Source organism: Francisella halioticida (genome assembly GCF_002211785.1).
In the GTDB taxonomy this organism is placed as follows: Bacteria; Pseudomonadota; Gammaproteobacteria; order Francisellales; family Francisellaceae; genus Francisella; species Francisella halioticida.
The window spans coordinates 479,328-493,795 of record NZ_CP022132.1 but is presented as its reverse complement, the minus strand read 5'-3'; the positions used below and the strand labels follow the sequence as shown (position 1 = coordinate 493,795).

Genomic DNA, 14,468 nt, shown 5'->3' with positions numbered 1-14,468 from the left:
TATTCAATACCACTTTATAAAATATATTTATTCCTTGCTTTTATGCAGCATCTAAAATACCAGAATATACTTCATCAGGAGTCATATATCCAATACTAGAATGTAGTCTTTCATTGTTGTAAATATTAATATATTCTTTGATACCTACTTTAGCCTCTTTCATAGTTATATATGATGCCGGATAAACATTTTCATATTTCAGTGTTTTCCAAAATCTCTCAATTGCAATATTATCTATAGATCTTCCTTTAGCATCCATAGATATATTTATTTTATTATCAGATAATATTTTAATATGCTCTTTTGCTGTATATTGAGTTCCTTGATCAGAGTTAAAGATATCAGGTTTACCATATTTAAATAACGCTTCTTTTAACACACTAGTTGTTAGATGTGTATCCATAGTATTAGAAATCTTCCAAGCTAGTGTTTTCTTGCTATGCCAATCTATTATGGCTACTAAATATGCATACCCACATTCTAGTCTAATATACGTGATATCAGCACTCCATACCTTATTAGCTTTATCTATAACAACCTGATTCGTCTCATTTTTAAATACATTAAGTAAGTATGGATATTTCTTGTGTTGCTTATTAATGACAGTTGTCTTTTTTTTAGGATACAATGCCTTAATACCCATTAATTCCATAGCACTTTTGATTAGCTTCCTTCCAACTAGAAATCCTAATCTATTTAGCAACTTTACTAGCCTTCTCGTACCATAATATGGATGTTTAGTATGTATCAAATCTATTGCATTTAATAGTCTAATATCATCATTACTACTAAATTTTGATATTGGTGTATAATAGTACACACTCTTAGATACAGATAATAGTTTAAGCTGATTATTTAAAGATAATTCTAGCTTAGTATCTACAGAGTTTACTCTATCATTTGATGATACCAAGCTTTTTAGCTTTCCCATTAAAAAATCCCTCTCTACTATTACCTCGACTAGTTTTTTACTTGTTGCATCTTTATCTTTTCTAAGCTCATCTATTTCCTGCTTATACTCCTTAACAACAGAGCTTTTATCAAATGCTAAGCAAGCATTAGATAAAAATTGCTGCTTCCAATTGTGCACGTTTTTAGGAAGTAAATCATACTTACTTGCTATCTCATTAACTGTCATATCGCCTTCTAGCAATTCTATAATTACTTTAGCTTTAAAATCAGCTGTATACGTTACTCTTTTTTTACTCATTTATCCATTTCCTAATTTATCTAGTTAACTTTAACATCTAGGAATAAAAATCTTTCTAAAATCAGTAGCTTTTTCTGGGAACATTATATTATGTACCTACACAAGAGGGGTGGCTGTATCTTTGTGTGATTATAGATTTATTCTCAAGATCAGTTATTGGTTGGGCAATGGATTCTAGGATGAAAGCGGATTTAGTTTGTAATGCTTTAAATATGGCATTATTTAGAAGAAATTTTCCTAGTGGTGTGATTATACACTCTGATAAAGGGTCACAGTACTTGTAGCAAACAATATCAAGACATTATTAAAGAACACTGGCTACTATCAAGTATGAGCTCTAAAGGATGCTGTTACGATAATGCTGCTTGTGAAAGTTTCTTTGGAACTTTAAAAGTAGAGTTAGTACATGATGAAAGCTATAAAACTAGAGAAGAAGCTAAACTATCAATATTTGAATATATTGAAGCTTACTATAATACAAAAAGGAGACATTCTACAATAAATTATATGACTCCATATCAATTTGAATATATAATGGAAAATGAAGTAGTAAACTGTCCCAAATTGACGGGGTAGATCAGGTCGGTACATATATAATACGCTACCAGACCTATCTTCTTTCGCAGATAAATCCTTCAATATAGTTCTATGCTCTCACTTTTTATTTTTATATAGCAAGCACTTAGATTTAGACTTCCATATAAAATCAATTTTAGAAATGTGCAGATTATCAAAATTTGAAGTAAGAATATTTCCAATACGTGATTTAGAATCAAATAAATCTAAACACTTAGATAAAGTATTAGACAAAAATAACTATAAGTATAATATTGAGAAAAGCTCTTACGAGTTTCAGAGAAATGCTAATCAGATGTTAAGAATTAGCACATAATATTTTTCAACTACATCATGCCTGGCATACCGCCCATACCACCACCCATATGAGGCATAGCAGGAGCATCTTCTTTGATTTCACCAACCATAGCTTCTGTTGTGATCATAAGACCCGCAATTGAAGCCGCATGTTGTAAAGCTGAACGCGTAACTTTAGTAGGATCTAAGATACCCATCTCAACCATATCACCATAAGTATCATTAGCTGCATTATAACCATGACTACCTTCTTTAGCTTTTACTTCATTTACAACTACAGAAGACTCACCACCAGCATTAGATACTATTTGTCTTAATGGTGCTTCTATAGCTTTATTAAGAAGAGCAATACCATGGTTTTGATCATCATTATCTCCAGTTAAACCATTTAGTGCTTTTTGAGCCCTAATAAAAGCAACTCCACCACCAGCAACGATACCTTCTTCTACAGCAGCACGAGTTGCGTGTAAAGCATCATCAACACGGTCTTTCTTCTCTTTCATCTCAGCCTCTGTAATAGCACCAACTTTGATTACCGCAACACCACCAGATAATTTAGCTAATCTTTCTTGCAGTTTTTCTTTGTCATAATCAGAAGTAGCTTCTGCAACATTTGCTTTGATCTGAGTCACTCTGTTAGCAATAGCTTCTTTATCACCAGCACCATCAATAATGGTAGTATCATCTTTTGTTACCTGCACTCTATTTGCAGTACCTAATTGTTCCATGCTAGCTTCTTCTAATTTCATTCCTAATTCTTCAGAAATAACAGTAGCACCAGTTAAGATAGCTATATCTTCTAACATAGCTTTTCTTCTATCACCAAAACCAGGAGCTTTAACAGCACATACTTTAACTACACCACGCATATTATTTACAACTAGAGTAGCTAGAGCTTCACTTTCTACATCTTCGGCAATAATTAATAGTGCTTTACCAGACTTAGAAACACCTTCTAATACTGGAAGTAATTCACGGATATTAGCAATTTTCTTATCTACTAGTAGTATATACGGACTTTCTATATCAGTAGTTATATTTTCCTGATTTGTAGCAAAATATGGCGATAAATAACCTCTATCGAACTGCATACCTTCAACTACATCAAGTTCATCTTCGAAACCTTTGCCTTCTTCCACAGTAATTACACCTTCTTTGCCAACTTTTGCCATAGCTTCAGCAATGAGTTTACCTACAGTAGCATCAGAATTAGCAGAGATAGTACCAACTTGTTCGATAGATTTAGCATCAGAACAAGGCTTTGAAAGTACTTTTAGCTCTTCTACTAATTTAGCAGCTGCTTTGTCGATACCTCTTTTAAGGTCCATTGGGTTCATACCTGCTGCAACAGCCTTTAGTCCTTCTGTAAGTAAAGCTTGAGCAAGCACAGTTGCCGTAGTAGTACCGTCACCTGCTACATCAGCAGTTTTTGATGCTACTTCTTTAACTATTTGAGCACCCATATTCTCAAACTTATCTTCCAATTCAATTTCTTTTGCAACAGATACACCATCTTTAGTAATAGCTGGTGCACCAAATGACTTATCTAAAACAACGTTACGACCTTTAGGGCCTAAAGTAACTTTTACAGCGTTAGCTAAAGTGTTAACACCATCAAGCATTTTTGCACGAGCCTCATCTGAAAATAAAACTTCTTTTGCTGCCATTTTTCTCTCCTTAGAGTTTTTTTATATTTTATTTATTTAAAACTATTTAAAGACATCATTATAAAACCAGTAAATGCAGCGTTATTAATAGCAATACTTTTATCTACTGAATTTTTCATGTTATGAATAACATCCCTATATTTCTCATAAAACTCCCACGTCGGGGTAGTTTTGTAAACTAAATCTTCTATCTCAAAAAAGTTAATAACATCTTTGGTAACTGTCGGCTTTATAAACACTTCTTTTTGAGGGTCAAAATAAAACAAACATATTGTTATCAAACTCCATTTTGCAAGCTTAGCTTTACCAAGTATTGAAACAAGATCTTCAAAACCTTTTTTTTGTTGTCCATTGACTAGATTAATTAAGGCATCAGAAAACTTCTGCTTTTGAATATCATCTAAATGATGTATGAAATCCTTAAACTTAGGTTTTTCAAACATTGATACCATAGATGATCTTGATACGATTCTTATAATATCTTCAAGAAACGCATCAACAGATGAAGAGCTACTGTTTGCAAAAGCTTGCTGAGCCATCTCAGATAACTTATCTATATTATGTTTCTTAGCAATCTTTTGCATCTCAGGATTATTAAATCCTTGAGGATAAACCTCAAGAAAATCAAGCTTTAATTTTCTTAGCCTATCTAATCTCATTTCTTATCCAATGATACCCATGATGTCTTCTTCTCTCATCATAAGAAGAGTTTCATCATCTGCTTTTACTTCACTTCCTGAATACTTACCAAATAATACTTTATCTCCTACTTTTACATCCATAGGTTGGGTAGAACCACTGTCTAATTTCTTACCATTGCCAGCAGCTACAACTTCACCTTCACTTGGTTTTTCCTGAGCGCTACCAGTTAAAATAATCCCACCTGCAGATTTTGTTTCTTCTTCAGCACGGCGTACTAATACTCTATCTTGTAATGGACGAATGTTCATAACAATCTTACTCCTTTGTTAAATTGTAAATATTTAAATGATTTGCAGCTATAAAACTATCCAAGCTTTATGAACCTACAAACTATATATAGTACCTAAAGATAAATTTTCAAGAGAATTCTTATTATTTTATCTATGAGAATAAGTATAATTGTATAAAACAGTGAATTCTTTATTAAAAATATGCAAAAATTATTAAAGTTTCTTATTATATCTTTATTAACTGTACTATTATACCAAGATTCATATCATAACTGATTGCTTTAGGCGGTTCATTAGAAATAATGTTATCAAAAAATAAAACTGATGATAATAAAGTAGCTATAGACTTATTAACAAAGTATAAATCAAACAGCTGAATCCTATAGTTTTAATACTTAAGAGTATAATTAGAAAGACTTTTGATAAAAAAATCTTCTAGGTTTGACAAAATTATTTCTGCTTATTTGAGAATGATTAGACTAGCTTGTACTTCTATCTAATATAGATAATTCTTTATTTTGTAAATAAAACCTAGTATAATCCTCGCCAATTATTTTATAACATCTTATGGATTGTATTCAGTGATGATTATGTAATGCATCGATTATATTTTATTTTAAGGGGAAATAAATATGTTAAATTCAATAATTTACAAAATTAAATCAAGTTTTATTAAACTACCTATAACAATTGCTGGCATAGCAACATTAACTTTTTTAGGTACTTTAAATATAGATTCAGCTCCGCTTACGTTAGGATTAATGGGCATAGTCTTGATATCTGTATTAATTTTTCTACGTACTAAAAGTATGCGTCGTAGCCAAATGCATCGCCAAAAGATAAAATATAGCTTACTTTTCATCGGGATATCAGCATTATTTACAATATTAAACAACTATCTATTACTTGACTTATTTGAGAGTAGCATAATTTATAAAATTTTAATATTTGTAACAATGCCTCTTATTTTTCAAATGTACTATAAATTAGTATTATGTATTCAATACCTAACGTTTAAAGAGCCTACTCAAGAAATCGATAACTCATTTTCTGAAAATCAATTACCTGGCTGCTCAGTGTTAATTGCTACACGTAATGAACCTTTTGATGTATGTAAACTAACTTTTGATTCAGCCAACCAGCTTCATTATTCAGCTCACAAAAAGCAAATTATAGTAGTCGATAATAGCGACTTAAACCATCAAGATTTAGAACAATGGCGTAATTATGTTGAGAAGCAAAATACTTTAAATCCAGATACTGAATATAAATTCATTCACCGTAACTCAACTGTTGGCTTTAAACCTAAAAATTTAGATATTGGAATGGAGTATTTAAATCAACCATATGTAATCTTACTAGATGCTGATTCAACACTTAAAGCTGATACTTTAAAACGAGTAATGCCTGAATTTATCAAAGATAAAAAATTAGGATTTGCTTCTTTACTAATCAAAGGTACTAATGATAACTCCAGCCTATTTGCAAAAATTTGCTGCATGTCACAAAACATGTTACGTTACACAATGAGTTTAATAGGCCATAGAGGATTTTCGATTTTTCAAGGACACAACTCTATATGGTCTAAGGAAACACTAGATGAAATTGGTCCTTGGCTAGAAGAACATCGTGGTGAACCAATGATTGTCGAAGATGTTGCTGCTGCTGTTAGATGTTACTTTAAAGGTCATTATGGTAAGACGGTTTGGGTTGACTCTGGTGAATGGGTTCCAACATCTTTAAAAGAGTGCGAGTCAATGTGGATGCGTTGGACATATGGAAACATGCAAATTACACACAAGTATTTTTGGAAAATTATCTTTTCTAAAGAAATTACTTTTAAAGAGAAGATAGATATCATTAACCAAATGTTTTCATTTAGTGCCATTTTAATACCAGTATTTTCTTTTTTAGGAATATTTAATCCCCAAAGCTCTATACTATGGTTGTCATATATTCTATTACTAAACTTACCAGCGATATTAAATATGATTGGATATGGAATACGTAATAAACCTCACAACCTAAATAGAAAAGAAAAGCTTAAATGGCTATCTAAGCTATATCTAGCTTTCTTTGTAATGAGTAGTTTTATTAGTTGGGTATCGGCTAAGGCTGTTTTAAATTACTTATTAAGAAGACCTCAAGGCTGGAAACCAACAGGTAAAAAAGCAGAAAATAATGTAAATTGGCTTTTAGTTCTAAAAAATTATCAAGGAATGTTGGGATTTTCTTTACTAGGAATCTGTATTGCTGTAATTATCGGGGCTAGCCTTAAACCTAGTGTAATACTAGTTGTTACATTGCTATTGAGTAGTTTATTTTTTATTAACCTATTGCTTAACTTAGTTGTCTTTGGCTCTTCATCAATGAGAGAATTTGATGATGTTACCGTTATGTCAATTTAATTATGATTCTAAGTTAACAAAATACGTCTAACCAATACCAATTACAAACATATATAACGGAATGGTATTATGGATTAAAGCTAGTTACATCTCTTTAAAAAAATATGAAAAAAGTGTTTATAACTAAGGATGAAAAATCATTATTAGGTAATCGAGGTATGATCAAGTATTTGAAAAACAGTTTATTTAGGTTTATAGCAAAAAAGTGTGGATAAAATATGCTTGTAACACATGTATAATAAGGGTTTAAAAAGAATTAGTTTACAGATAGCTGTAAAAAAACTCTAATTGTTGCTATAAAACCATTCAAAAACACGGCACAAAAAATAGATTTCAAAGGTATATATTAAACTGTCCCTGTTATTCAATACCACTTTATAAAATATTTTTATTCCTTGCTTTTATGCAGCATCTAAAATACCAGAATATACTTCATCAGGAGTCATATATCCAATACTAGAATGTAGTCTTTCATCGTTGTAAATATCAATATATTCTTTGATACCTACTTTAGCCTCTTTCATAGTTATATATGATGCCGGATAAACATTTTCATATTTCAGTGTTCTCCAAAATCTCTCAATTGCAATATTATCTATAGATCTTCCTTTAGCATCCATAGATTTATTTATTTTATTATCAGATATTATTTTAATATGCTCTTTTGCTGTATATTGAGTTCCTTGATCAGAGTTAAAGATATCAGGTTTACCATATTTAAATAACGCTTCTTTTAACACACTAGTTGTTAGATGTGTATCCATAGTATTAGAAATCTTCCAAGCTAGTATTTTCTTGCTATGCCAATCTATTATGGCTGCTAAATATGCATACCCACATTCTAGTCTAATATACGTGATATCAGCACTCCATACCTTATTAGCTTTATCTATAACAACCTGATTCGTCTCATTTTTAAATACATTAAGTAAGTATGGATATTTCTTGTGTTGCTTATTAATGACAGTTGTCTTTTTTTTAGGATACAATGCCTTAATACCCATGAATTCCATAGCACTTTTGATTAGCTTCCTTCCAACTAGAAATCCTAATCTATTTAGCAACTTTACTAGCCTTCTCGTACCATAATATGGATGTTTAGTATGTATCAAATCTATTGCATTTAATAGTCTAATATCATCATTACTACTAAATTTTGATATTGGTGTATAATAGTACACACTCTTAGATACAGATAATAGTTTAAGCTGATTATTTAAAGATAATTCTAGCTTAGTATCTACAGAGTTTACTCTATCATTTGATGATACCAAGCTTTTTAGCTTTCCCATTAAAAAATCCCTCTCTACTATTACCTCGACTAGTTTTTTACTTGTTGCATCTTTATCTTTTCTAAGCTCATCTATTTCCTGCTTATACTCCTTAACAACAGAGCTTTTATCAAATGCTAAGCAAGCATTAGATAAAAATTGCTGCTTCCAATTGTGCACGTTTTTAGGAAGTAAATCATACTTACTTGCTATCTCATTAACTGTCATATCGCCTTCTAGCAATTCTATAATTACTTTAGCTTTAAAATCAGCTGTATACGTTACTCTTTTTTTACTCATTTATCTATTTCCTAATTTATCTAGTTAAGTTTAACATTTAGGAATAAAAATCTTTCTAAAATCAGTAGCTTTTTCTGAGGACATTATAAAGCTTGGGATTATCTGATAGAAAAGCGATGATTGATCCTAAGCATAAATTATCTGTTGTAAAACAAAGTTGCTTATTAGAAGTTTCTAGAGCTGGTTTATATTACAAGCCTGTGGTTAACGAACATAAAGAAGAAGTAAAAGCAAAGCTTATACAGATACATGAGGAGATTCCCTGCTACGGCTATATAAAAGCTCATAAGCAATTAATAGAAGATCGGTTTAGCATCTGTGAGAACACAGTACAAAAGTATCGTAAAGAGTTAGGCATCAAAGCTATATTAGCGGTGAAAAAACCAAACTTAAACTTATCTGAACCTAACAAAGAGCATGCTATTTATAGTTACAAACTAAAAGGTTTAAGCATATTGAGACCTAATCAAGTTTGGTCTACAGATATTACATATATTAAGACTGATGCTGGCACAGTTTATATGGCAGATATTATTGATTGGTACTCTAAGGCTGTACTAAGTTGGGAGATATCCAACACTATGGATAGTAGTTTAGTTATGAAAGTTTTAAATGAAGCTCTGTATAAATATGGAGTACCAGAAATATTTAACACTGATCAAGGTAGCCAGTACACATCTAACATTCATATCCAAACATTATTAGATAAAAAAATTACTATATCTATGGATGGTAAAGGTAGAGCAACTGATAACATTTGCATCGAAAGATTTTGGAGAAGTGCTAAATGTGAGAGATTTTATTTAAATCAATATCCTGGCATTGTTGAACTAAGAAACGATGTGGATGATTATATAGATCTTTATAATAATAGAAGATTTCATGAGTCTATCAATTATAAAAAACCTATGGAATTTTATTACGATAACTTATTGGAAAAACGGGCGGCTTAGATGGGAACTAAATAATTGAAAATATTGTTTAATTTATTGGGGTAGTATATGTTAGAATTTAATAATCTCTTTTACTTGCTGTATTTTTACTTTATCATTTATTTACTTTATAGCAAAATTAAACAAAAAAGTTGTGATTGTAGTACCTACACAGAACCTTATAAAAGTAAAAAAATTACTCAATATCACAAAACACCTTAAGATAAAGACATTGCACTCATAGCTTAACTGGATAGAGCGTCGCCCTCCGGAGGCGGATGCGGGGGTTCGAGTCCCTCTGGGTGTGCCATAGAAAATAAACAAAAATATATAACAGTATTTGTAAATAAAGGGCTATACAAAAAAAAGTATTATTGTTAATTCTTAAAAGTGCCAACAAGGTGGTTAATATGTGTGGAATCTTAATGGTTTTTAGAAAAAATGAGCAAATAGATAGAGAAAGGTTCAACGCTGCTCTTTCATTACTTAAGCACAGAGGTCCAGATGAGCAACATTATAGTATACTCAATGATCCAAATATTGCTTTTGGACATACTCGCTTAAGCATAATTGGTGTTGAAAATGGTGAACAGCCATTAAATCATAATGATGATCTTACTGCTATAGTAAATGGAGAATTCTACGACTACAAACAAATTCGACAAGACTATAAGTCGAAAAATTACAAATTTAATACAAATACTGATAGTGAAATAATATTACCTATGTATTTAGAAAGCGGCAATGATTGTTTTGCTCAATTAAATGGTGAGTTTGCAGGTGTTATCTATGATAAAAACAAACAGCGTATAATTGCTTTTAGAGATAGGCACGGGGTTAAACCACTACATTTCAGTATTGATAGCCAAGGTATTAGCTTCGCTTCAGAGATAAAAAGTATACTTAAATATCACAGACAAAAGGCCGAGTTTAATATAAGAGAGTTAAAAGATCGTCTCTATGGACAGCCCTTAAGCCAAGATGACACTATATTCAAAAACATCTATAACGTTAAACCTAGTCATTTCATGATTTATGACATACGTTCTGGAAATATTTCTGAGCATCGTTATTGGCAACCCAAATATGATAAGGCCAACTATACTAGCGAAACTTTACCCGAAATTCTTGATCAATATCGTAATAGGATTACTAAAGCAATAGAAAGAAGATTAGTCTCAGATGTTCCAGTTGCTACTTATCTCAGTGGAGGCATAGATTCTTCAGTATGTTATGCTATTGCAAGCCAACTAAGTGGTAAAGGGCTAGATGCGTTCACAATATCGTTTGATGATAAAAATTATGATGAAAGCATAATTGCAAAAAAATTAATAAACAAATATTCAGGCAAACAACATATTCTAGATATCAATGATCAGATTTTAGCAGATAAGCTTACTGATCATCTTTGGTGTTTAGAAAATACAACTTTTAATCCTCATGGAGTAGCAAAACATTTATTAAGTGATTTAGTTCGTAAAAATAATTATAAAGTAGTCTTAACAGGCGAAGGATCAGACGAATATAATTGCGGCTATATTACAAATGTAATTGATGCTATGCAAGTTAATCCAGAAATGTTTGATAAAAACTCTATTGCGAGCAAAATTGAAGTAAATAAAGGAGTTTTCCTTGCCGATGGAGCTAGAGAGATAGAATATTTAAAAAGAAAACTAGGCTTTAGCCCAAGTTTTTGCTCAAATCATGTACCACAAATAGAGCAAGTAAACGATCTCTTTAGCAAAAACTTCAAAGATGAAAATTGCTTAGATAAATTTCAAAGATTTTTAGACAAAAACTTTATTGACATAAGTAACTGGGACGCACTAAATATTTCCTTATACTACCAATCCTTAAATACATTTGCTTATGTCCTAACTGCATTAGGTGATCGTACTGAGATGGCCCATTCTGTTGAAGCTAGAGTGCCTTTTCTTGATAATGATGTGATTGACTATATAACTAAAGTACCTCCTAAGTATAAATACTACAATAATACAGATAAATTTATTCTAAGAGAAAGCTGTAAAGATTTTGTCACACCAGAGCACTATCAAAATATGAAACATCCATATATGGCGCCACCAAGCAAAGCGAAATCCCCTCTAAATATAATGATGGGAGATGTATTTCATAGTAATAATTTCATATCGATGCAACTATTTGACCATGCTAAACTACTAGAGTTGTTTAATCACCATATTAAAAATGGTGCTACAGATCCTTTTATTAGTAGGATTTTATTTAATATTTTCTCAGCTGCTATACTAAATAATATTTTTGATTTCGCTTAGGCTACTGTTGTATCTATATCTTGTTGAGTTTTTGATTTAATATAGCCACTACTTAGGAAAAAATAGTTCTATAAACTTCTTGACCTTTGGTTGAACAATATTGTTTTTTTCATAATAAATACATAAGTCAAAGGTTTCTATAATAGTAGGTTTAAGTATTTCAACGAGAGTTCCGTCTTCTAACTCTTTTTTAACAGCATAATCATGAAATTGTGCAATACCCATATGTTGCAAAACACAGGCCTTCATAGCTTCAACACCATTAATATATAAATAAGGCTGAATTTTCTCTGACGTATTTTTAAAACCTATTATCATCGGCATATTACTCTTTGTTCTTATAGTATGTATGATAATTTTATGTCTATGCATATCTTTTATAGTCTTTGGTTCACCATAACGTCGAATATACTCAGATGAGGCACAAGTAACATAAGAGGTCTGCTTATATTTACGTGAAATAATATGCTGTGGTGGTGGCCAATTAAAACCAAATGCAATATCTATCGTTGTTTAACCAAAGTTAACTGGCTCTTCTGCCAAATCCATATTAATAGTCACATCTGGATACATCTTGGTGTAAATATCTAATTTAGCTAGTAGATCAGGTGAGAATAGTATAATACCCCATGAAATTTTAACAACAATTTTGAGAATTTAGTTCCTAAAGTAGCTAAACTATAAATGAGCAATTTAGGATAAATGTAAATGAGTAATAAGAGAAAAATATATACCGTTGAATTTAAGACTAAAGTTGTCTTGGAAGTATTGGGGAAAGATCAAACAATCACACAGTTATCAGTAAAATATAATATTACGCCCAAAAACATAAATAATTGAAAAACAGCCTTTTTAGAAAATGCTGAGTTGGTAATGGATCCATCCAAATCAGTATCACAATATAAAAAAGACAATGCAAAGCTTCAAACCAAGATAGATCAGTATTCTAAGAAGGTTGGACAACTAACAATTGAGAAGGAATTTCTTGAGGGAAAGCTCGTAAGCTTGGGATTATCTGATAGAAAAGCGATGATTGATCCTAAGCATAAATTATCTGTTGTAAAACAAAGTTGCTTATTAGAAGTTTCTAGAGCTGGTTTATATTACAAGCCTGTGGTTAACGAACATAAAGAAGAAGTAAAAGCAAAGCTTATACAGATACATGAGGAGATTCCCTGCTACGGCTATATAAAAGCTCATAAGCAATTAATAGAAGATGAGTTTAGCATCTGTGAGAACACAGTACAAAAGTATCGTAAAGAGTTAGGCATCAAAGCTATATTAGCGGTGAAAAAACCAAACTTAAACTTATCTGAACCTAACAAAGAGCATGCTATTTATAGTTACAAACTAAAAGGTTTAAGCATATTGAGACCTAATCAAGTTTGGTCTACAGATATTACATATATTAAGACTGATGCTGGCACAGTTTATATGGCAGCTATTATTGATTGGTACTCTAAGGCTGTACTAAGTTGGGAGATATCCAACACTATGGATAGTAGTTTAGTTATGAAAGTTTTAAATGAAGCTCTGTATAAATATGGAGTACCAGAAATATTTAACACTGATCAAGGTAGCCAGTACACATCTAACATTCATATCCAAACATTATTGGATAAAAAAATTACTATATCTATGGATGGTAAAGGTAGAGCAACTGATAACATTTGCATCGAAAGATTTTGGAGAAGTGCTAAATGTGAGAGATTTTATTTAAATCAATATCCTGGCATTGTTGAACTAAGAAACGATGTGGATGATTATATAGATTTTTATAATAATAGAAGATTTCATGAGTCTATCAATTATAAAAAACCTATGGAATTTTATTACGATAACTTATTGGAAAAACGGGCGGCTTAGATGGGAACTAAATAATTGAAAATATTGTTTAATTTATTGGGGTAGTATAATTCTATACTTAGCAAAGCTTTTTCTATCTTTGCTACACAACTTGAGCATGACATTGATTCAATAATAAACCACATAACTATATAAACTTAATATTTAAAGTACTAACTACTGAATAATTATTGTAGATAAAACATAAAAATAAAACAATTAAGCTTGAAGTAATAGCTTAAGTAATTTCATACCTAACTTTTTTTTGTAAATCATGCCTGCAATCAATTATATAATTTTTTATTGTTATATCTGCAGTTCTATTTATCACATGAATCATATTTACTTCTTTAATTATATTTTGATTAGCAAATATAATCGGATTTTATTATTGATAAAATATGCCTTATTTGCTGAGTTTCAACTAAGATACTTTTATACATCATTAAGGCCCTAAAGATCTGTTTTTGGATTTGATATAGAACTTAAAATTGCAAATATAATTTTTAAAATACTAAAATATCAATCTTTAAATATAAGCATCTATCAATTTGTGACAGAACATTATAGATTATTAGTCATTTTAAATCTTAACACTGATTACTATATATCTAGGCTAGCTAAAAATCTTGCCATATCATAAACAGTATACTTCTTAGTAGGTTTATCTGACCTAGTTGTGATTCTAAAATGCTTTATACGCTTGCGATTGGAGCACCTTCTAAAGGTTTACTTA

11 protein-coding genes, 1 tRNA gene and 1 pseudogene are annotated in these 14,468 nt (G+C 30.8%); 7 read left to right on the top strand and 6 right to left on the bottom strand.

Going from position 1 to position 14,468, the window contains the following annotated elements:
- Positions 1-40 precede the first annotated feature (40 nt).
- The gene (locus CDV26_RS02705) at positions 41-1,210 is read right to left on the bottom strand and encodes an IS3 family transposase (RefSeq protein ID WP_088771993.1); all 1,170 of its coding nucleotides are present in this window, start codon (positions 1,208-1,210) and stop codon (positions 41-43) included.
- 71 nt (positions 1,211-1,281) lie between these two features.
- Here CDV26_RS02705 and CDV26_RS12850 point away from each other — a divergent pair.
- A pseudogene (locus CDV26_RS12850) lies at positions 1,282-1,786 on the top strand (IS3 family transposase); the annotation flags it as partial.
- A gap of 326 nt (positions 1,787-2,112) precedes the next feature.
- Here CDV26_RS12850 and groL read toward each other — a convergent pair.
- The 3 genes from groL to CDV26_RS02680 are packed head-to-tail and all read right to left on the bottom strand — an operon-like array spanning position 2,113 to position 4,700.
- Entirely contained in the window at positions 2,113-3,750 is a 1,638-nt protein-coding gene (gene groL / locus CDV26_RS02690; RefSeq protein ID WP_088771991.1) for a chaperonin GroEL, read from the bottom strand.
- Between the two features lie 32 nt (positions 3,751-3,782).
- On the bottom strand, positions 3,783-4,409 hold the full coding sequence (locus tag CDV26_RS02685; RefSeq protein WP_088771990.1) for a hypothetical protein: 627 nt from the start codon (positions 4,407-4,409) through the stop codon (positions 3,783-3,785).
- 3 nt (positions 4,410-4,412) lie between these two features.
- Entirely contained in the window at positions 4,413-4,700 is a 288-nt protein-coding gene (locus CDV26_RS02680) for a co-chaperone GroES (RefSeq protein ID WP_088771989.1), read from the bottom strand.
- A gap of 614 nt (positions 4,701-5,314) precedes the next feature.
- On the opposite strand from CDV26_RS02680, the gene CDV26_RS02675 reads away from it, so the two are divergent.
- Positions 5,315-7,090: a glycosyltransferase family 2 protein gene (locus tag CDV26_RS02675; RefSeq protein WP_088771988.1), complete on the top strand. Its 1,776-nt coding sequence runs from the start codon at positions 5,315-5,317 to the stop codon at positions 7,088-7,090.
- 401 nt (positions 7,091-7,491) lie between these two features.
- Here the strand turns inward: CDV26_RS02675 and CDV26_RS02670 are convergent, their stop codons facing one another.
- Complete coding sequence (locus CDV26_RS02670) at positions 7,492-8,661, bottom strand: IS3 family transposase (RefSeq protein WP_088771987.1); 1,170 nt, start codon at positions 8,659-8,661, stop codon at positions 7,492-7,494.
- Positions 8,662-8,753: 92 nt separating this feature from the next.
- On the opposite strand from CDV26_RS02670, the gene CDV26_RS02665 reads away from it, so the two are divergent.
- The 3 genes from CDV26_RS02665 (at position 8,754) to asnB (ending at position 11,887) form a co-directional block, all read left to right on the top strand.
- On the top strand, positions 8,754-9,614 hold the full coding sequence (locus tag CDV26_RS02665; protein ID WP_088771986.1) for an IS3 family transposase: 861 nt from the start codon (positions 8,754-8,756) through the stop codon (positions 9,612-9,614).
- A 213-nt stretch (positions 9,615-9,827) separates the two neighbouring features.
- Positions 9,828-9,903: transfer RNA gene (locus CDV26_RS02660), tRNA-Arg, on the top strand.
- A gap of 100 nt (positions 9,904-10,003) precedes the next feature.
- Positions 10,004-11,887, top strand: coding sequence for an asparagine synthase (glutamine-hydrolyzing) (gene asnB / locus CDV26_RS02655; RefSeq protein WP_088771985.1), 1,884 nt, complete (start codon positions 10,004-10,006; stop codon positions 11,885-11,887).
- A gap of 48 nt (positions 11,888-11,935) precedes the next feature.
- Here asnB and CDV26_RS02650 read toward each other — a convergent pair whose 3' ends face one another.
- Positions 11,936-12,349 (bottom strand): LysR substrate-binding domain-containing protein, encoded by a 414-nt coding sequence (locus CDV26_RS02650; RefSeq protein WP_245806542.1) that lies wholly within the window; start codon positions 12,347-12,349, stop codon positions 11,936-11,938.
- Between the two features lie 246 nt (positions 12,350-12,595).
- On the opposite strand from CDV26_RS02650, the gene CDV26_RS13495 reads away from it, so the two are divergent.
- Both CDV26_RS13495 and CDV26_RS02645 read left to right on the top strand, forming a co-directional pair.
- The gene (locus CDV26_RS13495) at positions 12,596-12,727 is read left to right on the top strand and encodes a transposase (protein ID WP_169709695.1); all 132 of its coding nucleotides are present in this window, start codon (positions 12,596-12,598) and stop codon (positions 12,725-12,727) included.
- 33 nt (positions 12,728-12,760) lie between these two features.
- Positions 12,761-13,753, top strand: coding sequence for an IS3 family transposase (locus tag CDV26_RS02645; RefSeq protein WP_088771983.1), 993 nt, complete (start codon positions 12,761-12,763; stop codon positions 13,751-13,753).
- The last annotated feature ends 715 nt before the right edge of the window (positions 13,754-14,468 follow it).